Below are 25,741 nucleotides of genomic sequence, written 5' to 3' on the forward strand. Positions count from 1 at the left end.
GGCAACATAGCCGCGGCGCGATGAGCCGCTTTGATCGTTCTTGCTGTCCGCGGCGGATATCGGGAGGCGGCGTCCGCCGTCACTCCTCGGGCGCGTTCTCGATCGGGTCGAACCGGTCGGCCTCGAGCCCGAGCAGATTCCAGGATTGCAGCATGTGCGGCGGCAGCGGCGCTGTCGCATCGATCACGCCGCCGCGCGGGTGCGGAATCACGATGCGGCGGGCGAGCAGATGCAGCCGGTTCTGCAGGCCGCCCGGCAGCTGCCAGTTTTCCTTGTTGAAGTATTTGGGATCGCCGACGATCGCGTGATCGATATGCGCCATGTGGGCGCGCAATTGATGGGTGCGGCCGGTCACCGGCTTGAGCGACACCCAGGCGAGCTTCGTCGCCGAGGTCTCGACCACGGCGTAGTAGGTCACGGCGTGGCTGGCGCCCTCGTCGCCATGCGCTGCGATCCGCATGATGCTGTCTTCCTCGCTCTCCTCCTTGGCGAGGTAGGTCGAGATCCGGCCTTGCTTCGGCTTCGGCACGCCGGCGACCAGCGCCCAATAGATCTTGCGCGCCGAACGATGCCGGAACGAGCCGGTCAGAGCGGTCGCGGCAAAGCGCGTCTTGGCGATCAGCAGGCAGCCCGAGGTCTCGCGGTCGAGCCGATGCACCAGCCGCGGCTTCTGGCCCTTGGCGTCGCGCATCACCTCCAGCATGTCGTCGACATTGCGCGTAATGCCGGAGCCACCCTGAACCGCCAGACCTGCGGGCTTGTTCAGCACCATGACGTCGGCGTCCTCGAACAGGGTCATGTCCTTGAGGTCCTGGAGGGTCTTCTTGGCCGCTTCGGAGAGGCTGGCGGCCGCCTTCGGCGTATCGAGCCGCAGCGGCGGAATGCGCACGCTCTGCCCTTCTTCCAGCCGGTCCTTGCTGTCCGCACGCTTGCCGTTGACGCGCAGCTCGCCCTTACGAACGATGCGCTGGATGTGGGAAAACGACAGGCCGGGGAAACGCGCCTCGAGAAAGCGGTCGACGCGCATATTGTCCTCGTCCGCCGTCACCACCACGGTCTGCACCTTGGTCGGCAACGGCGGCGGTTCGGCGACGCTCTTTTCGGGCTCGGGCGGGACGAATGGCTTGGGCGCCCGTTGCTTGTCGCCAAGGCGCACCGCTGCCGACTTGCCGCCCGCACGATGCGCCGGCCCCCGCTCAGCTGCCGGGCCGCGATGGGAACGCGCGCCTTTGGCGCGCTCGCTCGCTGGGCGGAGAGGTCTCTTGACGCGGCGGCTCATGGGGTTGCAACTCCGAAGTTAAGCCCGTGGGTAGCGCAAATGCCGCGAATCGTCACGGCGAAATCGGTGCAAGTCCGGCACAACATCGGCCATGTTCGGCCGCCTACGGCAAGCGACGGGGCCCTGGAATGAGACTGACACTAATGGCCCTGGCGGCGGCCCTGATGCTGTCAGGGCCAGCGCCGGCCCAAGAAAACCCGATGCCGGAAGATCTGGCCTGGAAGCTCCTGGAACTCGGCCGCGTCGTCGAGATGCCCAAGACGGCCGCGCTCTACGCACCGATGCAACAGAAGGAGCCCTATCAGGGAGTCAAGGTCGAGCGCGACGTCAAGTATGGCCCTGCCGACCGGCATCTGCTCGACGCCTTCACGCCGGACACCGCGGCAGCGGCGCCCCGGCCGGTGCTGATCTACATCCACGGCGGCGGCTTCATTGCCGGCAACAAGCGCACCCCCGGCAGCCCGTTCTACGACAACGTCATGCTGTGGGCCACCAAGAGCGGCTTTGTCGGCGTCAATGCCACCTATCGCCTGGCGCCGGCCTTTCCGTGGCCGGCAGGCGCCGAAGACATGGGCGCGATCGTGCAGTGGGTCGCGGAGAACATCGCGAGCCGCGGCGGCGACCCCAGGCGCATCTTCCTGATGGGCCAGTCGGCCGGCGCGATCCATGTCGCGAGCTATGTGTCACACGGCGAATTCCACAAGGTGAAGGGCGGCGGCCTTGCCGGCGCGATCATGATGTCGGGCATCTACGATCTGACGGCTTCGCCGGCCGGCGATGCCGAGCTCGCCTATTACGGCTCCGATCCCTCGCGCTACGCCGAACGTTCCTCGTTGCAAGGCCTGCTCGCGAGCCCGATCCCGTTCCTGATCACCGCGGCCGAGCTCGATCCGCCGCGCTTCGTCGAGCAGTTCGAACTGTTGAAACAGGCCAGCTGCAAGCGGCCAAGCGGCTGCGCCCGCAGCTTCATGCTGCCGCAGCACAGCCATACGTCGGAGGTCTATGCGATCAACACGCCGGACACGCGCCTGACGGATGAGATTCTTGAGTTCGTGAAGAGCGTCAAGTGACGCGCTGGAGTTATGCGCCGTCGCAGCGGGCGCTGCCAAAATATCGAAAACAACCCCATGCAAAGTAGCCGGCGGCGCGCGGCGTTCGACCAAGCAACTTGACACGTCGGGCAACTCAGGGATATATTTCTAATATTCCGAAGTTACACAAATTGCATATGGCATTTGCGGGCTTCTGCAACTGACGCTCCCACGCCGCAGGCGGAAACGAGAACGCGCGCGTTATTCGCGGCCGCAGCATGATCTCTCGTCTTGCTCTAGCTCCCGCCCCGCTCCTTGCGCAGCCGCTGCCAATAATCCAGCCGCTTGCGGATCTCGCGTTCGAAGCCGCGGTCGGGCGGATCGTAGAAGGTCTGGCGACCGAGTGCTTCCGGGAAATAGTCCTGACCGGAGAACGCGTCGGGCGCGTCGTGATCATACTGATAGCCGGAGCCGTAGCCCTCAGACTTCATCAGCTTGGTCGGCGAATTCAGGATGTGCTTCGGCGGCAGCAGCGAGCCGCCCTGCTTCGCGGTCTGCATCGCAGCGCCGAACGCCGTATACACCGCGTTCGATTTCGGCGCGGTGGCGAGATAGACCACGGCCTGCGCGATCGCGAGCTCACCTTCCGGCGAGCCCAGGAAGTCATAGGCATCCTTGGCGGCGTTGCAGACCGCCAGCGCCTGCGGATCGGCGAGACCAATGTCCTCGACGGCCATGCGCACCACGCGCCGCGCCAGGAACAGCGGATCCTCGCCGGCATCGAGCATGCGGGCGAGATAATACAGGGCCGCATCCGGATCCGAACCGCGCACCGACTTGTGCAGCGCCGAGATCAGATTGTAGTGACCGTCGGCCGATTTGTCGTAGATCGGCGCACGCCGTTGCAAGATGGCCTGCAACTGCTCGGCGTTGAACACCTCGCCCTTGCGCGCGGCGCGCCAGACCTCTTCGGCCAATGTCAGCGAGGCGCGACCGTCACCGTCGGCCATCCGCACCAGCACGGCGCGCGCTTCCGCATCGAGCGGCAGGGCCTTGCCCTCGATCTTCTCGGCGTTGGCAAACAGCCGTTCGATCGCAGCGGTATCGAGCGAGTGAAACACCAGCACGCGAGCCCGCGACAGAAGCGCCGCGTTGAGCTCGAAGGACGGGTTCTCGGTGGTGGCGCCGACCAGCACCACGGTGCCGTCCTCCATCACCGGCAGGAAGGAATCCTGCTGCGCGCGGTTGAACCTGTGCACCTCGTCGACGAACAGCAGCGTGCCCTTGCCGGTCTCGCGCCGGGCCCGCGCGGCATCGAACGCCTTCTTCAGGTCAGCGACGCCGGAGAACACCGCGGATATCTGCTCGAAATGCAGCTCGGTGGCATCGGCCAGAAGCCGCGCCACGGTGGTCTTGCCGGTGCCGGGCGGTCCCCAGAACACCAGCGAGCCCAGCGTGCGGGTCTCCAGCATGCGGGTCAGCGCGCCGTCGGGGCCGAGGATGTGATCCTGGCCGACGACGTCGGCCAGCGTGCGCGGGCGCAGCCGGTCCGGCAGCGGGTGTGGCGCGTCCTGCTCCATCCCCGCCGCGGCGAACAGGTTGCTGGCCTCGCGCGGTTGTTTTGGGCTCATCCGCCGAGCGTCACGTTGATCTGCTGGCCGCCGCGCACCAGCGTGATGCGCCAGATCCGCGACCCCGCTTTCGATACCTTATCGAGGTCGCTGGTGCGCACGATCTTCTCATTGTTGACGGCGAGGATGATATCGCCCTTCTGGAAGCCGACATTGGCGGCTGTGCCGTCGTCGGCGAGCTCGGTGACGACGACGCCCTCCGCGCCGGCGTCGAGATGCAGCTCATCGGCCAGCGCCGGTGAGATGTTGGCGACCTTGGCGCCCTGGAATGGCGAACGCGCGGTCAGCACGATCTCGTCGCGGTTGGTGTCGGGCGCGGTCTCCAGCGGCACGGTGAGCTTCACCGGCTTGCCGGCGCGCTGCACCTCGATCTCCGCGTTGCCGCCGAGCGGACGGGTGGCGAAGCGGTAGTCGAACGCGTTGGGATCGTCGATCGGCGTGCCGTCGATCCCGACGATCAGATCGGACAGTTTGAGCCCGGCCTTCGCCGCCGGGCTGTTCGGCGCGACATTGGCGACCAGCGCGCCGGTCGGGAGCTTCAGCCCGAGCGTCTCGGCGATCTCCGGCGTGACCGCCTGCAGCCGCGCACCGAGCCATGGCCGCTTCACCGCCTTGCCGCCGCTCTTGGCGGAGGCCACCACCACCCGCACCATGTTGGCGGGGATCGCGAAGCCGATGCCTTGGGAGCCACCGGAGCGCGAGAAGATCGCGGTGTTGATGCCGGCGAGCCGTCCGGTCATGTCGACCAGCGCGCCGCCCGAATTGCCGGGATTGATCGCGGCGTCGGTCTGAATGAAGAATTGATAATCCGTGATCCCGACTTGAGTGCGCGCCAGCGCCGAGATGATGCCGTGCGTCACGGTCTGGCCGACGCCGAACGGATTGCCGATCGCCAGCACGACGTCGCCGACCTGCAACTGATCCGAATTGGCGAAGTCGAGCGTCGCGAACTTCTCCTTGTTGGTGCCCTTCAGCCGCAGCACCGCAAGGTCGGTGCGGCTGTCCTTCAGCACGATCTCGGCCTCGTATTCGCGCTTGTCGGCGAGCGAGACCTTCACCTGGTCGGCGCCCTCGATCACGTGATTGTTTGTGACCACAAGGCCGGAGCCGTCGACCATCACGCCGGAGCCGAGCGAGCGCTGCATCTGCTCGGGCTGCTGCCCCGGGACGCCGAAGAAGCGGCGGAAGACCGGATCGTCCAGAAACGGATTGCGGTTCTGCACCGTCTTGGCGGCGTAGACATTGACCACCGCCGGCTGCACCCGCTGCACGATTGGCGCGTAGGACAATTGAAGCTCGGCCTGCGAGGACGGCACGCGGCGGTCCTGGGCCGCGGCCGGGGACAGATTCCCCATGAAAGCCAATGTGCACAGAGCGGATATGGCAGCGAAGCGGACAGGTCGGAGCATTCTCACCTCTCGTGGAAACGCCGGAATATAGGCGTGTTCGCCGGGCAATTGAAGGGCGCCCGGCGGGATAACTGGCCCCCGCCGGACCGGTGCAAAACCGCCGGTAGCCGCGTTGAAGCGCGCCGCCAAACTTCTATGATGATTGTCATCTCACTGCGCCGCTCCGCTTGTTGCCCGCGGACAACAAGCGGAACTGCGATGCCAGGCGGCGCTGTCGTGTGTCAGTCACGATCAACTCCTAGGACGTTTCAGTGAGTGAGTGGGGAATTCAAACACAACAGGGGTGCACAATGGGTGCGACAAAAGTTGGTGCAATCGCCATCGGGCTTGCAGGGGCGCTCGCCGCCTCGCCGGCCTATTCGCAATCGGCCGGAGGCGGCAGCGACGCGGAGATCGCGCTGCTGAAGCAGCAGCTGAAGATGCTCGAGCAGAAGCTCGACAAGCTGCAGAAGCAGACCAATGCCAATACCGCGACCGCTGCCAGCGCAAACGCCAACGCGAAGGCGGCCGATGCCAAGGCCGCGCGGGTCGCAAGCGCCAACGCAGCGATCCCGGTCAAGGGCCCGGTCGCGCCGTCCGGCGTCGTGGTGACGATGCCGAACAACCGGCCGACGATCTGCACTGCGGATGAACAGAACTGCGTCGCGATCACGAGCCGCGTGCACTGGGATGTCGGCGGCTACGACTATCGTCCGAACACCGCAGCCACCTCGCCGCAGAAGCTCGACAGCGGCGAGAACCTGCGCCGCGCCCGCATCGGCATCATCGGCAAATTCTTCGGCGACTGGAATTACGCGCTGGTCTACGACTTCGGCGGCTCGTCCGACGGCTTCGGCGGTGCGGCACCGGGATCGCTGCCGGGCGGCGGCACCTCCGGCGTCGAGAATGCGTATCTGAGCTACACCGGCTTGAAGCCGTTCGGCGGCAAGATGGCGATCGAAGGCGGCATCATGGACCTGCTCTGGACCATGGACGAGTCGACCAGTTCCAACGACATCCTGTTCATGGAGCGCGCCTCGGCCGGCATCATCGCGCAGAACGTCGCGGCCGGCGACTTCCGTTCCGCCATCGGCACCCGCTGGTGGAACGACCAGCTCTGGCTCGGCGGCTATGCCACCGGACCGACCACCGGCCAGATTCACTCGGCCTCCAGCGTCACCCCGGCGGGGTCATCGGAGCAGTATGGCGCGGTGGTCCGCGTCGCCGGCAATCCGATCAGCGGCAAGGACTATTCGGTGCATATCGGCGCCGATGCGGAATGGCTGGTGCAGCCGCCGCGCAATCAGCTGACGCAGGCGCAGACGCTCACGCTGAACGACCGGCCCGAGCTGCGCATCGACCCCACGACGCTGATCTCGACCGGCGCGATCGCCAACGTCTCGGGCGCTCAGGTCTACGGCGTCGAGGCGGCCGCGACCTACGGCCCGTTCATCGCGCAGGGCGAGTACTATTGGTTCAATGTCGACCGCTCTGCGAATACCGGGCTGCCGCCGTTCGGCGCGCCGAGCCTGAAATTCGACGGCGGTTACGCGCAGGTCGGCTACGTGCTGACCGGCGAGAACCACGCCTACAACCCGGCCACGGCTTCCTATGGCGGCATCAAGCCGCACGATCCGTTCTCGCTTGCCGGCGGCGGCATCGGCGCGTGGGAAATCGCGGGCCGCGTCAGCACGATGAACCTCAACGACCAGGTCGGCCAGGCCGTCGGCATCGCGGGCGGACGGCAGACCGTCTACACCGCCGCGCTGAACTGGTACGTCAACAACAATGTCCGCTTCATGCTGAACTACCTGCACGGCGACGTCGCCAAGCAGGCTTCGGCGACCTCGCCTGCGGATGCCGGTTCGAAGTTCGACGCGGTCGCACTGCGCACCCAGGTTGCGTTCTGACGCGACCTGATCAGTCGTCAACAAACGAAGGCCGGGAGCGACATCGCTCCCGGCTTTCATTGCTATGAAGTGCCTGAGATCATCGAAACGTAGCGGCATCGGAACTGCGTTCCCTCTCCCGCTTGCGGGGGAGGGCCAGGGTGGGGGCTCTCTCCGCGAGTCACATTGTGGAAAGAGCCCCCACCCGCATCGCATGAAATGCGATGCGACCTCCCCCGCAAGCGGGAGAGGTGCAGCAGAGTTTGCGGCGTGGCCGATTCAAGCGCACCTGATGCTTCAGGCCGCGCGCTTCTTCTTCACAACGACTTCCGGCGCCGGCGCGCAGGACAACCGTTCCTGATGGCCCTCGCCCCAGGCTTTCAAAATATCGATCACCGGACGCAGGCTCTCGCCGAGTTCGGAGAGCGTGTATTCGACCCGCGGCGGCACCTCGGCGTAGACCTTACGGGTCACGAGGCCGTCGTCCTCGAGCGCCCGCAGCTGTTTGGTCAGCATGCGCTGGGTGATGCCGGGCATCCGCCGCCGCAGCTCGCCGAAGCGCTGGGTGCCGGCCTGCAGGTGATAAAGGATCACGCCCTTCCATTTGCCGTCGATCAGGTCGAGCGCCGCCTCGACCGCGCAGCCCGGCCGGCGCGCAAAATTCTTCCGTTTCATCGGTAATTTCCCAATAGTATACAAACAGGGACTAGTTCCCTGATTTTACAGTACTTGCCAAACGGACGCTAGCGCGACAGTTAGACGGCAGGCAATCGCCCACCACGGAGACCAGGCATGAAGGCCGTCGGATACCAAAAATCGCTGCCGATCGAGGCGGCGGATTCGCTCGTCGATTTCGAGATCGCCAAGCCCGAACCGAAGGGGCGCGACATCCGCGTCGCGGTGAAGGCCATCTCGGCCAACCCGGTCGACTACAAGGTGCGCAAGCGCGCTGCGCCGACCGACGGCAGCTACAAGATCCTCGGCTTCGATGCGGCCGGCGTGGTCGACGCGGTCGGGCCCGACGTCTCGCTCTTCAAGCCCGGCGATGAGGTGTTCTACGCGGGCTCGATCCAGCGCCAGGGCACCAATTCGGAATTTCATCTGGTCGACGAGCGGATCGTCGGCAACAAACCTGCATCGTTGTCATTCGCGCAGGCCGCCGCCCTGCCCCTGACCTCGATCACCGCATGGGAGCTGCTGTTCGACCGACTCGGCGCGGTGCCGGGCAAGAGCCTCGATCCGCGCACGCTGTTGATCACCGGTGGCGCCGGCGGCGTCGGCTCAATCCTGATCCAGCTCGCGCGCCGCCTCACCGGGCTGACGGTGGTTGCGACCGCGACGCGGCCGGAGTCTCAGAAGTGGTGCCGCGATCTCGGCGCGCATGCGGTGATCGATCACTCGCAGCCGATGAAGGAGCAGATCGAGAGCTTGAGGCTGCCGCCGGTCGGCCTCGTCGCCAGCCTCACCTTCACTGACCAGCACTACAAGTCGATCGCCGACTTCATTGCACCGCAGGGCAAGTTCGGCCTGATCGACGATCCCGCGGAATTCAACGTCGCCGCGTTCAAGGGCAAGGCGGTGTCGGTGCACTGGGAATCGATGTTCACGCGCTCCTCGTTCCAGACACCCGACATGATTGCGCAGCACCATCTGCTCAACGACGTGGCCGACCTGATCGACAAGGGCGTGCTGCGCACCACGCTCGACCAGACCTTTGGCACCATCAACGCCGCCAACCTCAAGCGCGCTCATGCGCTGCTGGAAAGCGGCAAGTCGCGCGGCAAGATCGTGCTGGAGGGCTGGTAACGACAATGCGTAGGGTGGGTTAGCCGGAGGCGCAATCCACCACGCCACGCGCCAGAAACGGCGGGCTACGCTGACGCTAACCCGCCCTACGCACCTACGGAACTCCCGAGATATCCCCACAGGTGGGGCATGGCTTTTGCCAAAGCCAGCATCGCCTGTATGCTCTGCGCAACGATCACCCCGTCCCTTAATCCGGCTGCGCGAGACGTGGCCGGAACGGTGGTGACGCTTACGGGGATGGGAGGAAACCGATGAGTTTGCTCACGGCCGATCCGTCGCGGATCGATCCGGAGTGGATGACGCGGGCGCTGCGCGAAGCCGGTGTGATCGACCAGGCCAGAGTCGTCGAGCTCGTCTGCAAACCGGTCGGCAATGGCCTCGTCGGCGACAGCTATCGATTTCATCTGACCTATGACGGCGACGAGCCGAATGCGCCAGCAAGCGTGGTCGGCAAATTCCCGGCCGCCGATCCCGACAGCCGCCGCTCCGGTTCCGCGCACACGCTCTATGTCCGCGAGGTCGCGTTCTATCGCGAGCTGGCGGCGACCGTCGACATTCACACCCCGCGGCCGATCCTCGCCGAAATCGATCCGGCGACCGACGACTTCACGCTGATCCTGGAAGATCTGGCGCCCGCGCGTCCGGGCGACCAGCTCGCCGGATGCGCGATCGCCGACTGCCTGACAGCGATGCGTGAGGCGGCTGCGCTGCATGCGCCGCGATGGAACGACCCGACGCTCGACGCCGTGCAATGCTTCGTGGTTGCCGTTAGCCGGCGCCGAGACCTTCGCGCGGTGCTGCCCGGCATCATCGGTCTCTACAAGGAGCGGTATCACGGCGTGATCGAGACGGAATTCCTGGATCTGATCGACCGGCTTCCGGACGCGATCCCGCGCTACCAGTCCGACCGATCGACGCCGCGAACCTTGCAGCATGCGGATTTCCGGCTCGACAACATGCTGTTCGAGGTCCGCGGCAACACCCGTCCGATGGCCACACTCGACTGGCAGACGCTGACGGTGGGACCTGGCATCGTCGACGTCGCCTATTTCCTGTCGGCCGGCATCGATCCGTCCGAACGGCGGCTTCATGAAGCCGATCTGGTGCGGTTCTATCATTCGGAGCTGATCCGGCGCGGCGTGCGGGACTATGACTGGGATGCTTGCTGGCGGGATTACCGGCGCTACACGCTGCATGGCATCATGATGGGCGTCGTCTCCGCGCTCAGCGTCCAGCGCTCCGAACGGGGCGACGCGCTGTTCCTGAAAATGACCCGTGGCGCCTGCGCGCAAGCGCTGGACCACAACAGTTTCTCATACTGGCCGGACTGAGGACTATCGAAAGGAATCGGCGTGCTCAACAAACTGGACGACTTCCCCATCCACCAGACGCCGGAGCCGATCGCGGTTCCCTCGACCAGCGACCGCAATGTCTATGACCGCACCTGGTTCAACGGCTACACCGCGGACGGCGCGTATTATTTCGGCATCGGCATCGCGATCTACCCGCACCGCAAAATCCTCGATTGCGCCTTCAGCGTCGTGGAGCGCGGCGGACGGCAGCACTGCTTCTACGGTTCGCGGCGGGCGCCGATCGAGCGCACCGAAATGCAGGTCGGCCCTTTCAGGCTCGAGGTCATCGAGCCGATGCTGCGGACCCGAGTCGTGCTCGACGACAACGCGACCGGGCTTTCCTGCGACCTGACCTTCTCCGCGCGCACGGCCGCGATCCAGGAGGCGCGCCAGACGCTCTGGTCGGGCGATCGCCGCGCGATGGATTCGACCCGGTTCGACCAGTTCGGCCGCTGGAGCGGCGTCGTGCGCCACCCCGACGGCGAGATCAAGGTCAACGATCACGCATGCTACGGCACCAAGGATCGCTCCTGGGGCGTGCGCAATGTCGGCGAACGCGACGTCGGCGGCGCGCCGATGCCGCTGCCGAGCGTGTTCTTCCTCTGGGCCCCGCTGGTCTGGGACGACCACATCTCGCACGCGATCTTCTTCGACGGCACGCAGGGCGAGGCGCTGGTCCGCGAGGGCATTACCGCGCCGCTCTACCGAAGCGAGGCCGAGATCCCCGGCGTCGTCGACGGGCGCGACCGCCGCATGGCGACCGCGCGGCACCGCGTCAAATATGTGCCGAACACGCGGCTGGCGCAGTCGGCTGAAATCGATCTGGTCGACATCGACGGTCATACCTCGACCATCGCGCTCGACCCGATCCTGAAATTCCAGATGAAGGGCCTCGGCTACGGTCATCCGCAATGGGGCCAGGGCATGTGGAAGGGCGAGCTCGAGATCGGCGGTGAGTCGTTCGATCCTGCTACGCTCGATCCGCTCGCCCGCGAGAACGTGCACGTGCAACAGGTGGTGCGCGCCCGCCACGGCGACCGGACGGGCATCGGCGTGCTGGAGCAATTGTGCTTCGGCCCCTATCGCCCCTCGGGCTTCAGCGAGTTCCTCGACGGGGCCAAAGCCTAGCTTGGCAGAACGCCTTCGACGAAGATCAGCCGGCGGTCCAGCGCGGCCCGCCGGTGCTTGAGTGCCTCGGCGTATTCCGGTGACGCGTACCACTCGCGCAGCCGCGCCATCGACGGGAATTCGACGACGATGATGTTCTTTGGCGGCGGTCCGCCCTCGACCGCTTCGGCGGCGCCGCCGCGCACAAGATAACGCCCGCCATACTGCGCGATCGCCCTGGCGGCGATCGTGCGATAGGCCTCGAAGCCTGCGGCATCCTTCACGTCGACCTCGGAAATCACATAGGCTGACATGGCCGCGCCTCAGGCAATGGTGTTGACGATGCCGCCCTCGGCGCGCAGCGCGGCGCCGTTGGTCGCGGAGGCCTGCTTCGAGCAGACATAGACGACAAGGTTGGCGATCTCCTCGGTGCTGGCAAAGCGTTGCAACAGCGATGTCGGCCGGTGCTGCTTGACGAAGTTGGAGGCCGCCTCCTCGACCGACTGGCCGTTCTGCTTGGCGAGATCCTTGACGAAGGTCTCGACACCCTCTGACATCGTCGGCCCGGGCAGCACTGAGTTGACGGTCACGGCGGTGCCCTTGGTCAGCTGCGCGAGCCCGCGTGCGATCGCAAGCTGCGCGGTCTTGGTCGTGCCGTAATGGATCATCTCGGTCGGAATGTTGAGGCCGGACTCCGAGGAGATGAAGACGATGCGGCCCCAATTGCGCTTCAGCATGCCCTGCATGTAGCCGCGCGACAGCCGCACGCCCGACATCACGTTGACCTCGAAGAAGCGGCTCCAGTCCTCGTCGGGAATCTCGAAGAAGCCCTTCGGCTCGAAGATGCCGGCATTGTTGACGAGGATGTCGACCTCGGGCAGCGCCGCGAGCAGCGCCTTGCAACCGGCCGATGTCGAGACGTCGGCAGCGATGCCGCGAACCTTGGCGCCCGGCACCGCCTTGGCGATCGCGGCAACCGCCGCATCGACCTTGGCCTGGCTGCGGCCGTTGACCACGACCTCGGCGCCGGTCTCGGCCAGCCCCCTCGCGATGGCGTTGCCGATGCCCGCGGTCGAGCCGGTCACCAGTGCAGTCTTTCCGGAAAGGTCGATTTTCATCTGTCATCTCCATTGATGTCGATGGAAATATCGGGCGCGGCATGATGCACCGCAATCGCATCTCACCGATGCGTGAGGAGGTAGAACACACCTCGTCGTCCTGGCGAAAGCCAGGGCCCATTACCACCGCAGGTGATTATGAGAAGGATTTGAGCCCCAGCGTCGCGCAACAATTGAGATTTGGGGTAATGGGTCCTGGCTTTCGCCAGGACGAAGACTGGGATGGAGCGTGGCCAAACAAAAACGGCGCCCGAGGGCGCCGTTTTCAAAACCTTGGCTCAAGAGCGGCTTACGCCGCCTCGGCTTCCTTGTCCTGGGTCGGACCGGAGTCCTGGCCCTTGGCGTCGACGTCGCGGTCGACGAACTCGATCACGGCCATCGCCGCGTTGTCGCCGTAGCGGAAGCCGGCCTTGATGATGCGGGTGTAGCCGCCCTGGCGGTCCTTGTAGCGGGTCGCCAGCGTGTCGAACAGCTTCCGGACCTGGTCGAGGTCGCGCAGCTCGGAGATCGCCTGGCGGCGCAGGGAGAGACCGCCCTTCTTGCCGAGGGTGACGAGCTTCTCGACGATCGGCCGCAGCTCCTTGGCCTTCGGCAGCGTGGTGACGATCTGCTCGTGCTTGATCAGCGCGGCCGCCATGTTGGCGAACATCGCACGCCGGTGCTCGGCGGTGCGGTTGAGCTTCCGATGAACCTTGCCGTGACGCATTGACTTCTTCCTTCTTCAATTCTGCCGCGGTGGTTCAGCGACAAGTTTTGCAGGTGGGCATCCTGCGTTCGCCCGCAAAAGCGCAAGGTCGCGCTTTTGCTATTCAGTTTGGGCGTGATCCCTGTCGGAAAACCGCTGCGCACTTTTCCGGGATCGCGCCGCAAAGAATCGTGGCCGGAGATGCTCCGGCCACGACGGTGAATTCGGATCAGTAGTGATCCTCGAAGCGCTTGGCGAGCTCGTCGATGTTCTCCGGCGGCCAGCCCGGCACTTCCATGCCGAGGTGCAGACCCATCTGGGCCAGCACTTCCTTGATCTCGTTCAGCGACTTGCGGCCGAAGTTCGGGGTGCGGAGCATTTCCGCTTCCGACTTCTGCACGAGGTCGCCGATGTAGACGATGTTGTCGTTCTTCAGGCAGTTCGCCGAACGCACCGACAGCTCGAGCTCGTCGACCTTCTTGAGGAACGCCGGGTTGAACGCGAGATCGGGGATGATCTCCTGCGTAACTTCCTTGCGCGGCTCTTCGAAGTTGACGAACACGTTGAGCTGATCCTGCAGGATGCGCGCAGCATAGGCCACCGCGTCGTCCGGCGTGATCGCGCCGTTGGTCTCGATCGTCATGGTCAGCTTGTCGTAGTCGAGGATCTGGCCCTCGCGGGTGTTCTCGACCTTGTAGGAGACCTTGCGGACCGGCGAGAACAGGCTGTCGACCGGGATCAGGCCGATCGGCGCATCCTCAGGCCGGTTGCGCTCGGCGGCGACATAGCCCTTGCCGGTCGTGACCGTGAATTCCATGCGGATCTCGGCGCCGTCGTCCAGCGTGCAGAGCTGCAGGTCGGGATTGAGCACGGTAACGTCGCCGACGGTCTGGATGTCGCCGGCGGTGACGGCGCCCGGGCCCTGCTTCTTCACGACCATGCGCTTCGGGCCTTCGCCCTGCATCTTGATGGAGATGTCCTTGATGTTGAGGACCATGTCGGTGACGTCTTCACGGACACCGGCGATCGAGGAGAACTCGTGCAGCACGCCGTCGATGTGCACCGACTGCACCGCCGCGCCCTGCAGCGAGGACAGCAGGATGCGGCGCAGCGCGTTGCCGAGCGTCTGGCCGAAGCCACGCTCGAGCGGCTCGGCGACCACGGTGGCGAACCGGCTCGCGTCCGAGCCCGGCGTCACCTGCAGCTTGTTCGGTCGAATGAGTTCTTGCCAATTTTTCTGGATCGTCACTTGTTCACCCATGTGCCAGTCGTCGGGCCCGTCGTATGGCCGAACCTGGCGTTGGAGATCGCGGAACAGTCCGCGCGGTCAATTCCAAAAACGATCGCAGGGCGGCGAGACGCCGCCCGCGATTTACAGATCAAACGCGCCGACGCTTGCGCGGACGGCAGCCATTGTGCGGGATCGTGGTCACGTCGCGGATCGAGGTGACGGTGAAGCCCGCAGCCTGCAGCGCACGGAGCGCCGACTCACGGCCCGAACCCGGGCCGGCCACTTCAACCTCCAGCGTGCGCATGCCGTGTTCCTGCGCCTTCTTGGAGACGTCTTCGGCCGCGACCTGCGCGGCATAGGGGGTCGACTTGCGCGAGCCCTTGAAGCCCATCGTGCCGGCCGACGACCAGGCGATGGTGTTGCCCTGCGCGTCGGTGATGGTGATGGTCGTGTTGTTGAACGACGAATTCACGTGCGCGATGCCGGAGGCGATGTTCTTGCGTTCGCGGCGACGTACGCGGGTGGCTTCCTTGCCCATTTCAAACCTTTCCTGTGATCTCAACGCCGCCGTAGTGCCAGCGGCTACACCTCAAAACGCAAATGGCGAGCAGCGAATTTCGATTCGCTACCCCCCACCTGCAATTCGCAAAACTTACTTCTTCTTGCCGGCGATCGCCTTGGCCGGCCCCTTGCGCGTGCGCGCATTGGTGTGGGTACGCTGGCCGCGCACCGGCAGACCACGGCGATGACGCAGGCCGCGATAGCAGCCGAGGTCCATCAGCCGCTTGATGTTGATGCCGACCTCACGACGGAGATCGCCCTCGACCAGATAGTCGCGGTCGATGACTTCGCGGATCTGCAGGACCTCCTGGTCGGTCAACTGGTTGACGCGACGGTCCACCGGGATCTTGACCTTCTCGATGATGTCGGCCGCGTTCTTCTGGCCGATACCATGGATGTACTGAAGCGCGATCAGCACGCGCTTGTTGGTAGGAATGTTGACGCCGGCAATACGGGCCACGGACTTCTCTCCTGTCGCCGCTCCATCACGGATGCGGGCTTCTCAAGTTCTTGCTCTCTGCGGGCTTGTGTCCACAAACGCGAACACGACGCCCTTCCCCTCATGTCCTTCGGGGCCCGGCATCGTCATAAAACTATCCAACTTGGATGCGGGGCTTATTAAAGGATTCATGTCGGTTTCGTCAACCGCTCCTAGCGTTTAGCTCGCTTTTTCGTGAGCTTTTTTGCTGCCTTTTTGGCCGCTTTTGCCCCCTTCCGGGCATTCGCGGCACGGGCGGCCTGCTTTGCGGCCTTCTTCACGGTCTTCTTGGCCGGCTGCTTCGCAGCTTTCTTGGTAGTCTTCTTGGCAGCTTTGGCCTTGGAGACCGGCTTTGAGGCCACCTTGGCGGCTTTCCGGGCCGGCTTGGCGGGCTTTTTCGCCGATTCGGCTGCCTTCCTGGTCGCTGTCTTCGCAGTCTTCTTGGCCGTCCTGGAGGCCTTCGAGGCGATCTTGGGCTCCTCGTGCTCCTTCGGTTCCAGCGCGCCGAGCGCGGTCAGGATCCGGTTGATCTCGCGGGTGACGTGCTCGATGGTCATCATCCCATCGACGGTCAGAAGCTTCCGCCGCTCCGAATAATAGTGAATCAGCGGTTCCGTCAGCGAGCGGTACTGCGCCAGGCGCTTGGTCAGCACTTCCGGCGTATCGTCGAGGCGGACTTCCTCGCCGCGCGCGCGGGTTTCCTCGGCACGCTTCTCGACACGGGCGAGCAGCGCGCTTTCGTTGACGCGCAGCTCGACGACGGCGTCAAGCTTGAGGTGCTTTTTCCGGAGCAGCTCGTCCAGGGCCTCCGCCTGCGGCACGGTGCGCGGGAAGCCGTCGAGAATGAAGCCCTTCTTGGCGTCAGGCTCCTCGATCCGGTCGGCGATGATTCCCACCACAACCTCGTCGGGAACCAGGCCGCCATTGGCCATGATCTCCTTGGCCTGCAAGCCGACCGGAGTGCCCGCGGCAGCGGCAGCGCGCAACATCTCGCCGGTCGAGAGCTGAACGATGCCATGCCGGTGCACGAGCCGCTGCGCCTGGGTTCCCTTGCCCGAGCCCGGCGGCCCCAAAAGGATCAATCTCATATCTGTTTCGCCCCCCGGCTAGGTGGGCGACGTCCGCACACCTGTGTTTTTGAGTTTGAGGTCGCGCCGCAATCAGCGGCGGCGGCCTCCCCTGAGCTTCGACTTCCTGATCAGCCCCTCATACTGATGAGCGAGCAGATAGCCCTGCACCTGCGACACCGTATCCATCGTCACGCTGACGACGATCAGGAGCGATGTGCCGCCAAAGTAGAACGGGACCGAGGCGTAGGAAATCAGAATTTCAGGAATCAGGCAGACGATCGCGAGATAGATCGCGCCGAGCACCGTGATGCGCGACAGCACGTAGTCGATGTATTCGGCGGTGCGCTCACCGGGCCGGATGCCCGGAATGAAGCCGCCGTGCTTCTTCAGATTGTCCGCGGTCTCGGTCGGGTTGAACACGATCGCGGTGTAGAAGAAGGCGAAGAACACGATCAGCGCGAGATACATCAGCAGGAACAGCGGCCGGCCGTGGCTGAGCTGCGTGGTGAGCCACTGGAACCACTCCGGCCCCTTGCCGGCGTTGAAGTTCGCGACCGTGGTCGGCAGCAGCAGCAGCGACGAGGCGAAGATCGGCGGAATCACGCCCGAGGTGTTGAGCTTGAGCGGCAGATGTGAGGACTGGCCCTCGAACATCTTGTTGCCGACCTGGCGCTTCGGATACTGGATCAGCAGCCGGCGCTGCGCGCGCTCCATGAACACGATGAAGGCGATCACGGCGACCGCCATCACGATGACGATCAGGATCAGGCCGGTCGACATCGCGCCCTGGCGGCCGAGTTCCAGCATATTGGCGAGCGCCGACGGCAGCTCGGCGACGATGCCGGAGAGGATGATCAGCGAGATACCGTTGCCGATGCCGCGCGAGGTGATCTGCTCGCCGAGCCACATCAGGAACATGGTGCCGCCGGTCAGCGTGATCGCGGTCGAGATCCGGAAGAACATGCCGGGGTCGCTGACGACATTGCCGGCACCTTCGAGGCCGATCGCGATGCCGTAGGACTGGAACAGCGCCAGGATCACCGTCAGATAGCGGGTGTACTGGTTCAGCGTCTTGCGGCCCGCCTCGCCTTCCTTCTTGAGCGCCTCGAGCTGCGGCGACACGGTGGTCAAGAGCTGAACGATGATCGATGCCGAAATGTACGGCATGATGTTCAGCGCGAAGATCGCCATGCGGTGGATGCCGCCGCCGGCGAACATGTTGAACATGCCGAGGATGCCGCCGGACTGGCTGCGGAACACCTGCTCCCAGATGTTGGGATCGATGCCCGGCAGCGGGATGTAGGTGCCCAGTCGATAAACAAGCAGCGCACCCAGGGTGAACCAGATGCGCTTCTTCAGCTCGTCGGCTTTCGCCAGCTGTCCGAAATTGAGGTTTGCGGCAAGTTGTTCGGCTGCTGAGACCATGTTCGGCTTTCTCCCGGAGCCCGCTTCGCCGACGCCCCCAAGGAACCAGTCCTCTCGGGGCCGTCGGCAGACACCGGACATTATCTGGTGCTCGGCCTCGATAAGTCCATCATTCGATCTGCGGATTGCCCGCGCAGGCCGCGGGCAATGACGCAGATGTTACGCCGCCTCGCCTTCGTCCTTGGCGGGGGCCAGGATCTTGACCGAGCCGCCGGCCTTCTCGACCGCAGCAATCGCCGACCTGGAAGCGCCGTGGGCTTCGATGGTCAGCTTGGTCTTGATCTCGCCACGGCCGAGCAGCCGCAGGCCGTCCTTGGCGCGGCGCAGCACGCCGGCCTTCACCAGCGACTCGACGTTCACCGTCGCGCTCGCATCGACCAGCTTGTTGTCGATCGCTTCCTGCAGACGGTCGAGATTGATCTCGGCGAAGTCGAGCCGGAAGATGTTGTTGAAGCCACGCTTCGGCAGACGGCGATGCATCGGCATCTGGCCGCCTTCGAAACCCTTGATGCGGACGCCCGAACGCGCGGTCTGGCCCTTGCCGCCGCGACCCGAGGTCTTGCCCTTGCCGGAACCGATGCCACGGCCGACACGCATGCGCTTCTTGCGCGAGCCGGCGTTGTCGGCGATATCGCTGAGCTTCATCGCCCTTCTCCTTATCTCTGCTTACTCGCCGACGACGCGGACGAGATGCTGAACTTTGCTGATCATGCCGCGAACTTCAGGGGTATCCTGCAGCTCGGCAACCCGGCCGATCTTGTTGAGCTTGAGGCCGATCAGCGTCGAACGCTGCGAGTGATGGCGGCGGATTGCGCTGCCGATCTGCTCGACCTTGATGGTCTTGCTGGCCTGGGCCATGACAGTAACTCCGAATAGCGCTTCGAGAAGCGCGCGTTGTTATTCCGCCACCACTTCGGCGTCGCCGCCGACGCGGCGCGACTGCAGGGTGGAGACCTTGATGTTGCGGCGGGCAGCCACCGAGCGCGGCGAATCCTGATGCTTCAGCGCGTCGAAGGTTGCGCGAACCATGTTGTAGGGATTCGACGAACCGATCGACTTCGCCACCACGTCCTGGATGCCGAGCGTCTCGAACACCGCGCGCATCGGGCCGCCGGCGATGATACCGGTACCCGCCGGAGCGGTACGCAGATAGACGCGGCCGGCGCCGTGACGGCCGGCGACGTCGTGATGCAGCGTGCGGCCTTCGCGCAGCGCGACGCGCGTCAAGTTGCGCTTCGCCGATTCGGTCGCCTTGCGGATCGCTTCCGGAACTTCGCGCGCCTTGCCGTGGCCGAAACCGACCCGGCCCTTCTGATCGCCGATCACGACCAGCGCCGCAAAGCCGAAGCGCTTGCCGCCCTTGACGACCTTCGCCACGCGATTGATATGGACGAGCTTGTCGACGAACTCGCTGTCGCGCTCTTCGCGATCCCTGCTCCGTTCGCGTCCGCCGCGTTCGCGTTCACCTGCCATGGTGTTTTCCAATCTCTAGGAGGCCTTACGCCTCTATCCTGTAATCGTTCGTAACGTTTAGAAGCTCAATCCGCCTTCGCGCGCCGCATCCGCGAGCGCCTTGACGCGCCCGTGATAGATGTAAGCGCCGCGATCGAACACGACTTCCTTGACACCCTTCTGCGCCGCGCGTTCCGCCAGCAGCTTGCCGACGGCTTTCGCCGCATCGATGTCGGCGCCGGTCTTGCCGGCGTCGCGCAGGTTCTTCTCCAGCGACGAGGCGGACGCGAGCGTCTCGCCCTTCTGGTCGTCGATGACCTGCGCGTAGATGTGCTTGGACGAGCGGAACACCGACAGCCGCGGACGGCCGCCAGCCGAGCGGCGAAGCGCAAGGCGGACGCGCTGCTTGCGCCGGGCATTCGTAACCTTGAGTGACATGACCGGCTCCGTTACTTCTTCTTGCCTTCCTTGCGGAAGATGAATTCGTTGGCGTACTTCACGCCCTTGCCCTTGTAGGGCTCCGGCGGGCGGTAGGCGCGGATCTCGGCGGCGACCTGGCCGACGCGCTGCGGATCGTTGCCGGTGATCATGATCTCGGTCGGCTTGGGCACCGCGATGGTGATGCCTTCCGGGATCGCGTAGACCACGTCGTGGCTGTAGCCGAGCGCGAGCTGCAGGTTCTTGCCCTGCATCGCGGCGCGGTAGCCGACGCCGGTGATCTCGAGCTTCTTCTCGAAGCCCTTGGTGACGCCCTCGACGAGGTTGGCGACCTGCGCGCGCGCGGTGCCGTACATCGCCTGCGCACGGTTGGTCTTGACGCGCGGCGCGACCTTGACCTGGCCGTTCTCGAACTTCACCTCGACGTCGTCATGCACGACGAACTGAAGCTGGCCCTTCGGCCCCTTCACCTTCACCGTCTGGCCCTCGACGCTTGCCGTCACACCCGACGGGATCGCCACCGGCCTTTTGCCGATACGTGACATCGTAAAATCCTTCCTCAGAACACCGTGAAGAGAACTTCGCCGCCCACGTTGGCGTCGCGCGCCTCGTGGTCAGCCATGATTCCCTTCGGCGTCGACAACACCGAAATGCCGAGACCGTTGTTCACGCGCGGCAGGTTCTTCACCGAGGCGTAAACGCGGCGGCCCGGCTTCGACACCCGCTCGATCTCGCGGATGACGGGCGCGCCGTCGAAATACTTCAGCTCGATCTCGAGCTCGCTGCGGCCCGAGGCATGCTCGACGCTGGCGTAGCCGCGGATGTAACCCTCGGACTTCAGCACTTCGAGCACGTTGGCGCGCATCTTCGAGCCCGGGGTCGAAACCTTGGACTTGGAGCGCATCTGCGCGTTGCGGATGCGGGTGATGAGATCGCTGATCGGATCGTGCGTAGACATGGTTCCGACCCTCCCTTACCAGCTCGACTTCACGAGCCCGGGAACCAGGCCCTTGGAGCCGAGTTCACGCAGCGCAATGCGCGAGAGCTTGTTCTTGCGATAGTTCGAGCGCGGACGCCCGGTCAGCTCGCAACGGTTGCGGATGCGCGTCGGCGACGAATTGCGCGGCATCTCGGCAAGCTTCAGCGTCGCCGCGAAGCGCTCTTCCATCGGCTTGGTCTTGTCGGCGATGATCGCCTTCAGCTTCTCACGCTGCGGAGCAGCGTTCTTCGCCATCCGCTTGCGCCGGTTATTCTTCTCGATCGAACTCTTCTTTGCCATGCTTGGCTCCTGGGTATCCGCGTTTGAGTGGCTTTGGCTCAGCTACTCACTGCCGGAACGGGAAATTGAAAGCGGCCAACAAGGCACGCGCCTCGTCGTCGGTCTTGGCGGTGGTGCACACCGTGATGTCCATGCCACGCGCTTCCGAGACCTTGTCGAAGTCGATCTCGGGGAAAATGATGTGCTCCTTGATGCCGAGCGAATAGTTGCCGCGGCCGTCGAAGCTCTTCGGGTTCAGGCCGCGGAAGTCGCGGACGCGGGGCAGCGCCACGTTCACCAGGCGGTCGATGAACTCGTACATATGGGTCTTGCGCAGCGTGACCTTGCAGCCGATCGGCTGGTTCTCACGCAGCTTGAAGGTCGCGATCGCGATCCGCGAATAGGTCACGATCGCCTTCTGGCCGGCGATCTGGCTCAGCTCGGCAGCGGCGGTCTCGGCCTTCTTGCGGTCGTTGACGGAATCGCCCACGCCCATGTTGAGCACGACCTTGTCGAGGCGCGGCACCTGCATCACGTTGGCATAACCGAACTTCTCGGTCATCATGCCGCGGATCTTCGTGTCATACTCCGCACGCAGACGCGGCGTGTAAGCTGTATCAGCCATCGATCTCTGCTCCCGAGCTCTTGGCAACACGAACCTTCTTGCCATCGGCCTGAATCTTGAACCCAATGCGGGTCGGCTTTCCGTCCTTGCCGACATACGCAACGTTGGACAGGTGGATCGGCATCTCCTTGGAGATGATGCCGCCTTCCTGGGTCTGGCTCTGCTTCTGGTGACGCTTCACCATGTTGATGCCGCGAACGAGAGCCTTGTTCTCGTCCGGACGCACCTCGAACACCTCGCCGGTGCGACCCTTGTCGCGGCCGGTGAGCACCATCACCTTGTCGCCCTTGCGGATCTTGGCAGCCATCACAGCACCTCCGGCGCGAGCGAAATGATCTTCATGTGGTTCTTGGCGCGCAGCTCGCGCGGCACCGGCCCGAAGATACGGGTGCCGACCGGCTCGGACTGATTGTTGATCAGCACGGCGGCGTTGCGGTCGAAACGGATGACCGAACCGTCGGCGCGGCGGATGTCCTTGCGGACCCGGACCACGACGGCCTTCATCACGTCGCCCTTCTTCACCTTGCCACGCGGAATGGCTTCCTTGATCGACACAACGATAACGTCGCCCACGGTGGCATAGCGGCGCTTGGAACCTCCAAGAACCTTGATGCACATGACACGGCGTGCGCCTGAATTATCGGCCACGTCGAGGTTGGTCTGCATCTGAATCATTGATGCACCTCGTCCTCTTTCTGCGCTTTAGCGCGCCCAAAATTTCCCTGAATGACTTCGGCCAGGCCGAGGTAATCAGGCCGTTTTCTTGTGTTCGCCCCGGACCACGGTCCAGCGCTTCAGCTTCGAGATCGGCTTCGATTCCTCGATCCAGACCATGTCTCCCGGCTTGAACTGATTGTCCTCGTCGTGCGCGTGGTAGTTCTTGGAACGGCGGATCGTCTTCTTGTAGATCGGGTGGGTGAAGCGGCGGTCAACGCGCACCACCACGGTCTTGGCTTGCTTGTCGCTGACGACCACGCCCTGCAGAGTACGTTTCGGCATAGCTGGCCCCTTACTTCTTCTTCGCGCGCAGCTGCGCGGCGATGGTCTTGATACGAGCGATATCGCGGCGGGCTTCCCGCATCCGCGACGTGTTCTCCAGCTGCCCGGTGGCGCGCTGGAAACGCAGGTTGAAGCGTTCCTTCTTCAGGTTAAGGACCGCGTCGTCCCGCTGGTCGTCGCTCATCGCGCGAATGTCTTCAACTTTCATCTCGGCCATGGCGATTACTCCGCAATGCGCGCAACGAAGCGCGTCTTGATCGGCAGCTTGGCGGCGGCGAGCGACAGCGCCTCCTTGGCGGTCTGCACCGGCACGCCGTCGATCTCGAACATCACACGGCCCGGCTTGATCCGGACCACCCACAATTCCGGCGCACCCTTGCCGGAGCCCATGCGGACTTCGGCGGGCTTCTTCGACACCGGCACGTCCGGGAACACCCGGATCCAGACGCGGCCGGCACGCTTCATGTGACGGGTCAGCGCGCGGCGGGCGGCTTCGATCTGACGGGCGGTGACGCGCTCAGGCTCCATCGCCTTCAGGCCGAACTGGCCGAACGCCAACGTCGCGCCAGAGGTCGCAACGCCGTGGATACGGCCCTTATGCGCCTTCCGGAACTTCGTCTTCTTAGGTTGCATCATGGCTTTAAGCCCTCAAATTCCTGCTTTGCCTCAAGCGGCGTCGCGGCGCGAACGCGGCGTGTTGTCGCCCTCGGCCATCTTCTTGTCCTGGGCCATCGGATCGTGCTCGAGGATCTCGCCCTTGAAGATCCAGACCTTGACGCCGCAGGTGCCGAAGGTCGTGAACGCGGTGGCAACGCCGTAGTCAACGTCGGCGCGCAGCGTGTGCAGCGGCACGCGACCTTCGCGGTACCACTCCATGCGCGCGATTTCGGCGCCGCCGAGACGGCCCGAGCAGTTGATGCGGATGCCCTCGGCGCCGAGACGCATCGCCGACTGCACGGCGCGCTTCATGGCGCGGCGGAACGCCACGCGGCGCTCGAGCTGCTGGGCGATCGATTCAGCGACCAGGGTCGCGTCGAGCTCCGGCTTGCGGATTTCGACGATGTTGATCACGACGTCCGACGAGGTGATGTCGGCAACCTTCTTGCGCAACTTGTCGATGTCGGCGCCCTTCTTGCCGATCACGACGCCCGGACGGGCCGAGTGGATCGTCACGCGGCACTTCTTGTGCGGACGCTCGATCACGATGCGGGCGACGGCCGCCTGCTTGAGTTCCTTGTGCAGGATCTCGCGGATCTTGACGTCCTCGTGCAGCAGCTTGCCGTATTCCTGCTTGCCGGCGAACCAACGGGAGTCCCAGGTCCGGTTGATGCCGAGACGCAGCCCGATTGGATTGATCTTTTGACCCATCGTCTTCTCCTGCGCCCTAGTTAGGCGCTTGCCTCGGCCTCGACCTGACGAACCACGATGGTCAGGTGCGAGAACGGTTTGAACACACGGCCCGAACGGCCACGGCCGCGCGGAGCAAAACGCTTCATCACGATGCCGTTGCCGACATGCGCCTCGGCAACGACGAGATCGTCGACCTCGAGGTCATGGTTGTTCTCGGCGTTGGCGATCGCCGATTCCAGGCACTTCTTGACGTCGACCGCGATCCGCTTGCGCGAGAACTGCAGGTCTGCGAGCGCAGCCGAAGCCTTGCGGCCGCGGATCAGCTGCGCCACCAGGTTCAGCTTCTGCGGGCTGACGCGCAGCATGCGGGCGACGGCCTTGGCCTCATTGTCCGCGAGGACACGTTCGCGCTTTGGTTTGCTCATCGTCTATTCCTCAAGCCTTCTTGGCTTTCTTGTCGCCCGAGTGGCCGTGGAAGGTCCGGGTCGGCGAGAACTCGCCGAACTTGTGACCCACCATTTCCTCGTTGATCGCCACCGGCACATGCTTCTGGCCGTTGTAGACACCGAAGGTCAGGCCGACGAACTGCGGCAGAATGGTGGAGCGACGGCTCCAGATCTTGATGACGTCGTGACGGCCGGACGCGCGCGCGGCATCTGCCTTCTTGAGCAGAGAACCCTCGACGAACGGGCCTTTCCAGACTGAACGAACCATGTCCGGCGTTCCTTACTTCTTCCGCTTGTGGCGGCTGAGGAGAATGAATTTGTTGGTCGACTTGTTGGTGCGGGTCTTCTTGCCCTTGGTCGGCTTGCCCCACGGAGTAACCGGGTGGCGACCGCCCGAGGTACGACCTTCACCACCGCCGTGCGGATGGTCGATCGGGTTCATGACGACGCCGCGGTTATGCGGACGCCAGCCGAGCCAGCGGGTACGACCGGCCTTGCCGATCGAGATGTTCATGTGGTCCGGGTTCGAGACCGCGCCGATCGTGCCGCGGCAACGGCCGTGCACGAGACGCTGCTCGCCCGAGTTCAGGCGGACGATGACGTAGTCCTGGTCGCGGCCGACGATCTGGGCATAGGTACCGGCGGAGCGCGCCAGCTGGCCGCCCTTGCCGATCTTCAGCTCGATGTTGTGCACGATCGTGCCGACTGGCATGTTGCCGAGCGGCATGACGTTGCCCGGCTTGACGTCGACATAGTTGCCGGCGACGACGGTGTCGCCCGCCGCCAGACGCTGCGGCGCCAGGATGTAGGCCAGCTCGCCGTCCTGATACTTGATCAGCGCGATGAACGCGGTGCGGTTCGGATCGTACTCGAGCCGCTCCACCACCGCCGGCATGTCCACCTTGTCGCGGCGGAAGTCGACGGTGCGGTAGGCCTTCTTGTGGCCGCCGCCGCGGAAACGCACGGTGATGCGACCGGTGTTGTTGCGACCGCCGTTGCCGAGCTTGCCCTCGGTCAGGGTCTTCACCGGCTTGCCCTTGTAGAGCGCCGAACGATCGACCATGACCAGCTGGCGCTGGCCCGGCGTCGTGGGATTGTAGGTTTTCAATGCCATCGTCGTTG

The 25,741-nt window shown here is 64.5% G+C and carries 34 protein-coding genes; 5 read left to right on the top strand and 29 right to left on the bottom strand.

What is annotated here, in order from left to right; translation table 11 throughout:
- Positions 1-79 precede the first annotated feature (79 nt).
- Entirely contained in the window at positions 80-1,279 is a 1,200-nt protein-coding gene (locus tag ACE103_RS24700; protein WP_375775235.1) for an RluA family pseudouridine synthase, read from the bottom strand.
- A gap of 128 nt (positions 1,280-1,407) precedes the next feature.
- On the opposite strand from ACE103_RS24700, the gene ACE103_RS24705 reads away from it, so the two are divergent.
- Positions 1,408-2,349, top strand: a complete 942-nt coding sequence (locus tag ACE103_RS24705; protein ID WP_375775236.1) for an alpha/beta hydrolase — start codon at positions 1,408-1,410, stop codon at positions 2,347-2,349.
- A gap of 257 nt (positions 2,350-2,606) precedes the next feature.
- Here the strand turns inward: ACE103_RS24705 and ACE103_RS24710 are convergent, their stop codons facing one another.
- Both ACE103_RS24710 and ACE103_RS24715 read right to left on the bottom strand, forming a co-directional pair.
- Positions 2,607-3,941, bottom strand: coding sequence for a replication-associated recombination protein A (locus ACE103_RS24710; RefSeq protein WP_375775237.1), 1,335 nt, complete (start codon positions 3,939-3,941; stop codon positions 2,607-2,609).
- Positions 3,938-5,296, bottom strand: a complete 1,359-nt coding sequence (locus ACE103_RS24715) for a DegQ family serine endoprotease (RefSeq protein ID WP_375775238.1) — start codon at positions 5,294-5,296, stop codon at positions 3,938-3,940. The genes ACE103_RS24710 and ACE103_RS24715 overlap by 4 nt, the downstream gene beginning before the upstream one ends.
- A gap of 344 nt (positions 5,297-5,640) precedes the next feature.
- On the opposite strand from ACE103_RS24715, the gene ACE103_RS24720 reads away from it, so the two are divergent.
- On the top strand, positions 5,641-7,239 hold the full coding sequence (locus ACE103_RS24720) for an OprO/OprP family phosphate-selective porin (RefSeq protein ID WP_375775239.1): 1,599 nt from the start codon (positions 5,641-5,643) through the stop codon (positions 7,237-7,239).
- 276 nt (positions 7,240-7,515) lie between these two features.
- Here the strand turns inward: ACE103_RS24720 and ACE103_RS24725 are convergent, their stop codons facing one another.
- The gene (locus tag ACE103_RS24725; protein ID WP_375775240.1) at positions 7,516-7,893 is read right to left on the bottom strand and encodes a winged helix-turn-helix transcriptional regulator; all 378 of its coding nucleotides are present in this window, start codon (positions 7,891-7,893) and stop codon (positions 7,516-7,518) included.
- 117 nt (positions 7,894-8,010) lie between these two features.
- Between ACE103_RS24725 and ACE103_RS24730 the strand changes: the two genes are divergently transcribed.
- The 3 genes from ACE103_RS24730 to ACE103_RS24740 all read left to right on the top strand — a co-directional run bounded on the left by ACE103_RS24730 (position 8,011) and on the right by ACE103_RS24740 (position 11,504).
- Positions 8,011-9,024: a zinc-binding alcohol dehydrogenase family protein gene (locus ACE103_RS24730; protein WP_375775241.1), complete on the top strand. Its 1,014-nt coding sequence runs from the start codon at positions 8,011-8,013 to the stop codon at positions 9,022-9,024.
- Positions 9,025-9,275: 251 nt separating this feature from the next.
- The gene (locus tag ACE103_RS24735; protein ID WP_375775242.1) at positions 9,276-10,355 is read left to right on the top strand and encodes a phosphotransferase; all 1,080 of its coding nucleotides are present in this window, start codon (positions 9,276-9,278) and stop codon (positions 10,353-10,355) included.
- A gap of 21 nt (positions 10,356-10,376) precedes the next feature.
- Positions 10,377-11,504, top strand: a complete 1,128-nt coding sequence (locus ACE103_RS24740) for a hypothetical protein (protein ID WP_375775243.1) — start codon at positions 10,377-10,379, stop codon at positions 11,502-11,504.
- On the opposite strand, the gene ACE103_RS24745 is transcribed toward ACE103_RS24740, so the two are convergent.
- From ACE103_RS24745 to rplB, 25 genes are all read right to left on the bottom strand, one after another.
- On the bottom strand, positions 11,501-11,797 hold the full coding sequence (locus ACE103_RS24745) for a DUF1330 domain-containing protein (RefSeq protein WP_375775244.1): 297 nt from the start codon (positions 11,795-11,797) through the stop codon (positions 11,501-11,503). The genes ACE103_RS24740 and ACE103_RS24745 overlap by 4 nt on opposite strands.
- Positions 11,798-11,806: 9 nt before the next feature.
- Positions 11,807-12,601 (bottom strand): SDR family NAD(P)-dependent oxidoreductase, encoded by a 795-nt coding sequence (locus ACE103_RS24750; protein WP_375775245.1) that lies wholly within the window; start codon positions 12,599-12,601, stop codon positions 11,807-11,809.
- A 289-nt stretch (positions 12,602-12,890) separates the two neighbouring features.
- Entirely contained in the window at positions 12,891-13,307 is a 417-nt protein-coding gene (gene rplQ / locus ACE103_RS24755) for a 50S ribosomal protein L17 (RefSeq protein ID WP_223967346.1), read from the bottom strand.
- 208 nt (positions 13,308-13,515) lie between these two features.
- Positions 13,516-14,547: a DNA-directed RNA polymerase subunit alpha gene (locus tag ACE103_RS24760; RefSeq protein WP_223967345.1), complete on the bottom strand. Its 1,032-nt coding sequence runs from the start codon at positions 14,545-14,547 to the stop codon at positions 13,516-13,518.
- Positions 14,548-14,665: 118 nt separating this feature from the next.
- On the bottom strand, positions 14,666-15,055 hold the full coding sequence (rpsK, locus tag ACE103_RS24765; protein WP_006021048.1) for a 30S ribosomal protein S11: 390 nt from the start codon (positions 15,053-15,055) through the stop codon (positions 14,666-14,668).
- Positions 15,056-15,169: 114 nt separating this feature from the next.
- The gene (rpsM, locus tag ACE103_RS24770; protein WP_050420404.1) at positions 15,170-15,538 is read right to left on the bottom strand and encodes a 30S ribosomal protein S13; all 369 of its coding nucleotides are present in this window, start codon (positions 15,536-15,538) and stop codon (positions 15,170-15,172) included.
- Between the two features lie 191 nt (positions 15,539-15,729).
- Entirely contained in the window at positions 15,730-16,644 is a 915-nt protein-coding gene (locus ACE103_RS24775; protein WP_375775246.1) for an adenylate kinase, read from the bottom strand.
- 72 nt (positions 16,645-16,716) lie between these two features.
- On the bottom strand, positions 16,717-18,051 hold the full coding sequence (gene secY, locus ACE103_RS24780; protein WP_021081647.1) for a preprotein translocase subunit SecY: 1,335 nt from the start codon (positions 18,049-18,051) through the stop codon (positions 16,717-16,719).
- A 159-nt stretch (positions 18,052-18,210) separates the two neighbouring features.
- Positions 18,211-18,696, bottom strand: a complete 486-nt coding sequence (rplO, locus tag ACE103_RS24785; protein ID WP_375775247.1) for a 50S ribosomal protein L15 — start codon at positions 18,694-18,696, stop codon at positions 18,211-18,213.
- A 21-nt stretch (positions 18,697-18,717) separates the two neighbouring features.
- A complete protein-coding gene (gene rpmD / locus ACE103_RS24790) occupies positions 18,718-18,909 on the bottom strand; it encodes a 50S ribosomal protein L30 (RefSeq protein ID WP_092114985.1) in 192 nt (63 codons plus the stop codon).
- Positions 18,910-18,948: 39 nt separating this feature from the next.
- Positions 18,949-19,524, bottom strand: a complete 576-nt coding sequence (rpsE, locus tag ACE103_RS24795) for a 30S ribosomal protein S5 (protein ID WP_097675080.1) — start codon at positions 19,522-19,524, stop codon at positions 18,949-18,951.
- 57 nt (positions 19,525-19,581) lie between these two features.
- Positions 19,582-19,941, bottom strand: a complete 360-nt coding sequence (rplR, locus tag ACE103_RS24800; protein ID WP_029081760.1) for a 50S ribosomal protein L18 — start codon at positions 19,939-19,941, stop codon at positions 19,582-19,584.
- An 11-nt stretch (positions 19,942-19,952) separates the two neighbouring features.
- The gene (gene rplF, locus ACE103_RS24805; RefSeq protein ID WP_375775248.1) at positions 19,953-20,486 is read right to left on the bottom strand and encodes a 50S ribosomal protein L6; all 534 of its coding nucleotides are present in this window, start codon (positions 20,484-20,486) and stop codon (positions 19,953-19,955) included.
- Between the two features lie 14 nt (positions 20,487-20,500).
- Positions 20,501-20,899 carry a 30S ribosomal protein S8 gene (gene rpsH, locus ACE103_RS24810; protein WP_223967342.1) on the bottom strand — a complete coding sequence of 133 codons (399 nt, stop codon included), beginning with the start codon at positions 20,897-20,899 and terminating at the stop codon, positions 20,501-20,503.
- 15 nt (positions 20,900-20,914) lie between these two features.
- A complete protein-coding gene (rpsN, locus tag ACE103_RS24815) occupies positions 20,915-21,220 on the bottom strand; it encodes a 30S ribosomal protein S14 (protein ID WP_029081762.1) in 306 nt (101 codons plus the stop codon).
- Positions 21,221-21,266: 46 nt separating this feature from the next.
- Positions 21,267-21,824 carry a 50S ribosomal protein L5 gene (rplE, locus tag ACE103_RS24820; protein WP_223967341.1) on the bottom strand — a complete coding sequence of 186 codons (558 nt, stop codon included), beginning with the start codon at positions 21,822-21,824 and terminating at the stop codon, positions 21,267-21,269.
- A complete protein-coding gene (gene rplX / locus ACE103_RS24825) occupies positions 21,817-22,131 on the bottom strand; it encodes a 50S ribosomal protein L24 (RefSeq protein ID WP_029081764.1) in 315 nt (104 codons plus the stop codon). Before rplX ends, rplE begins: the two co-directional genes overlap by 8 nt.
- Complete coding sequence (gene rplN, locus ACE103_RS24830) at positions 22,131-22,499, bottom strand: 50S ribosomal protein L14 (protein ID WP_011473865.1); 369 nt, start codon at positions 22,497-22,499, stop codon at positions 22,131-22,133. The genes rplX and rplN overlap by 1 nt, the downstream gene beginning before the upstream one ends.
- A gap of 75 nt (positions 22,500-22,574) precedes the next feature.
- Positions 22,575-22,823, bottom strand: a complete 249-nt coding sequence (rpsQ, locus tag ACE103_RS24835; RefSeq protein WP_092114991.1) for a 30S ribosomal protein S17 — start codon at positions 22,821-22,823, stop codon at positions 22,575-22,577.
- Positions 22,824-22,833: 10 nt separating this feature from the next.
- A complete protein-coding gene (rpmC, locus tag ACE103_RS24840) occupies positions 22,834-23,040 on the bottom strand; it encodes a 50S ribosomal protein L29 (RefSeq protein ID WP_212309665.1) in 207 nt (68 codons plus the stop codon).
- 5 nt (positions 23,041-23,045) lie between these two features.
- On the bottom strand, positions 23,046-23,459 hold the full coding sequence (rplP, locus tag ACE103_RS24845) for a 50S ribosomal protein L16 (RefSeq protein ID WP_016843752.1): 414 nt from the start codon (positions 23,457-23,459) through the stop codon (positions 23,046-23,048).
- A 30-nt stretch (positions 23,460-23,489) separates the two neighbouring features.
- Positions 23,490-24,191, bottom strand: coding sequence for a 30S ribosomal protein S3 (gene rpsC, locus ACE103_RS24850; RefSeq protein WP_018272135.1), 702 nt, complete (start codon positions 24,189-24,191; stop codon positions 23,490-23,492).
- A gap of 20 nt (positions 24,192-24,211) precedes the next feature.
- Positions 24,212-24,598 (bottom strand): 50S ribosomal protein L22, encoded by a 387-nt coding sequence (gene rplV, locus ACE103_RS24855; protein WP_223967338.1) that lies wholly within the window; start codon positions 24,596-24,598, stop codon positions 24,212-24,214.
- Positions 24,599-24,608: 10 nt separating this feature from the next.
- Complete coding sequence (rpsS, locus tag ACE103_RS24860) at positions 24,609-24,887, bottom strand: 30S ribosomal protein S19 (protein ID WP_018272137.1); 279 nt, start codon at positions 24,885-24,887, stop codon at positions 24,609-24,611.
- Between the two features lie 12 nt (positions 24,888-24,899).
- Positions 24,900-25,733 carry a 50S ribosomal protein L2 gene (gene rplB / locus ACE103_RS24865; RefSeq protein WP_021081655.1) on the bottom strand — a complete coding sequence of 278 codons (834 nt, stop codon included), beginning with the start codon at positions 25,731-25,733 and terminating at the stop codon, positions 24,900-24,902.
- Between the last annotated feature and the right edge of the window lie 8 nt (positions 25,734-25,741).

Origin of the sequence: Bradyrhizobium sp. ma5, from assembly GCF_042258955.1 — a bacterium.
Classification (GTDB): Bacteria; Pseudomonadota; Alphaproteobacteria; order Rhizobiales; family Xanthobacteraceae; genus Bradyrhizobium.

Coding starts and splice junctions, on each gene's coding strand:
- rpsS (WP_018272137.1), bottom strand. CDS start 24,887: ATGGTTCGTTCAGTCTGGAAAGGCCCGTTCGTCGAGGGTTCTCTGCTC.
- ACE103_RS24745 (WP_375775244.1), bottom strand. CDS start 11,797: ATGTCAGCCTATGTGATTTCCGAGGTCGACGTGAAGGATGCCGCAGGC.
- rpmD (WP_092114985.1), bottom strand. CDS start 18,909: ATGGCCCAGGCCAGCAAGACCATCAAGGTCGAGCAGATCGGCAGCGCA.
- ACE103_RS24730 (WP_375775241.1), top strand. CDS start 8,011: ATGAAGGCCGTCGGATACCAAAAATCGCTGCCGATCGAGGCGGCGGAT.
- ACE103_RS24735 (WP_375775242.1), top strand. CDS start 9,276: ATGAGTTTGCTCACGGCCGATCCGTCGCGGATCGATCCGGAGTGGATG.
- rpmC (WP_212309665.1), bottom strand. CDS start 23,040: ATGGCCGAGATGAAAGTTGAAGACATTCGCGCGATGAGCGACGACCAG.
- rpsK (WP_006021048.1), bottom strand. CDS start 15,055: ATGGGCAAGGAAGCCACCCGCGTACGTCGCCGCGAACGCAAGAACATC.
- ACE103_RS24700 (WP_375775235.1), bottom strand. CDS start 1,279: ATGAGCCGCCGCGTCAAGAGACCTCTCCGCCCAGCGAGCGAGCGCGCC.
- rplX (WP_029081764.1), bottom strand. CDS start 22,131: ATGGCTGCCAAGATCCGCAAGGGCGACAAGGTGATGGTGCTCACCGGC.
- rplN (WP_011473865.1), bottom strand. CDS start 22,499: ATGATTCAGATGCAGACCAACCTCGACGTGGCCGATAATTCAGGCGCA.
- ACE103_RS24705 (WP_375775236.1), top strand. CDS start 1,408: ATGAGACTGACACTAATGGCCCTGGCGGCGGCCCTGATGCTGTCAGGG.
- ACE103_RS24750 (WP_375775245.1), bottom strand. CDS start 12,601: ATGAAAATCGACCTTTCCGGAAAGACTGCACTGGTGACCGGCTCGACC.
- rplO (WP_375775247.1), bottom strand. CDS start 18,696: ATGAAGCTCAGCGATATCGCCGACAACGCCGGCTCGCGCAAGAAGCGC.
- rplV (WP_223967338.1), bottom strand. CDS start 24,598: ATGAGCAAACCAAAGCGCGAACGTGTCCTCGCGGACAATGAGGCCAAG.
- rpsH (WP_223967342.1), bottom strand. CDS start 20,899: ATGTCTACGCACGATCCGATCAGCGATCTCATCACCCGCATCCGCAAC.
- rplE (WP_223967341.1), bottom strand. CDS start 21,824: ATGGCTGATACAGCTTACACGCCGCGTCTGCGTGCGGAGTATGACACG.
- ACE103_RS24725 (WP_375775240.1), bottom strand. CDS start 7,893: ATGAAACGGAAGAATTTTGCGCGCCGGCCGGGCTGCGCGGTCGAGGCG.
- rpsN (WP_029081762.1), bottom strand. CDS start 21,220: ATGGCAAAGAAGAGTTCGATCGAGAAGAATAACCGGCGCAAGCGGATG.
- rplP (WP_016843752.1), bottom strand. CDS start 23,459: ATGATGCAACCTAAGAAGACGAAGTTCCGGAAGGCGCATAAGGGCCGT.
- rpsQ (WP_092114991.1), bottom strand. CDS start 22,823: ATGCCGAAACGTACTCTGCAGGGCGTGGTCGTCAGCGACAAGCAAGCC.
- rpsC (WP_018272135.1), bottom strand. CDS start 24,191: ATGGGTCAAAAGATCAATCCAATCGGGCTGCGTCTCGGCATCAACCGG.
- ACE103_RS24775 (WP_375775246.1), bottom strand. CDS start 16,644: ATGAGATTGATCCTTTTGGGGCCGCCGGGCTCGGGCAAGGGAACCCAG.
- ACE103_RS24710 (WP_375775237.1), bottom strand. CDS start 3,941: ATGAGCCCAAAACAACCGCGCGAGGCCAGCAACCTGTTCGCCGCGGCG.
- rplB (WP_021081655.1), bottom strand. CDS start 25,733: ATGGCATTGAAAACCTACAATCCCACGACGCCGGGCCAGCGCCAGCTG.
- rpsE (WP_097675080.1), bottom strand. CDS start 19,524: ATGGCAGGTGAACGCGAACGCGGCGGACGCGAACGGAGCAGGGATCGC.
- rplF (WP_375775248.1), bottom strand. CDS start 20,486: ATGTCACGTATCGGCAAAAGGCCGGTGGCGATCCCGTCGGGTGTGACG.
- rplQ (WP_223967346.1), bottom strand. CDS start 13,307: ATGCGTCACGGCAAGGTTCATCGGAAGCTCAACCGCACCGCCGAGCAC.
- secY (WP_021081647.1), bottom strand. CDS start 18,051: ATGGTCTCAGCAGCCGAACAACTTGCCGCAAACCTCAATTTCGGACAG.
- rplR (WP_029081760.1), bottom strand. CDS start 19,941: ATGTCACTCAAGGTTACGAATGCCCGGCGCAAGCAGCGCGTCCGCCTT.
- ACE103_RS24720 (WP_375775239.1), top strand. CDS start 5,641: ATGGGTGCGACAAAAGTTGGTGCAATCGCCATCGGGCTTGCAGGGGCG.
- ACE103_RS24760 (WP_223967345.1), bottom strand. CDS start 14,547: ATGGGTGAACAAGTGACGATCCAGAAAAATTGGCAAGAACTCATTCGA.
- ACE103_RS24715 (WP_375775238.1), bottom strand. CDS start 5,296: ATGGGGAATCTGTCCCCGGCCGCGGCCCAGGACCGCCGCGTGCCGTCC.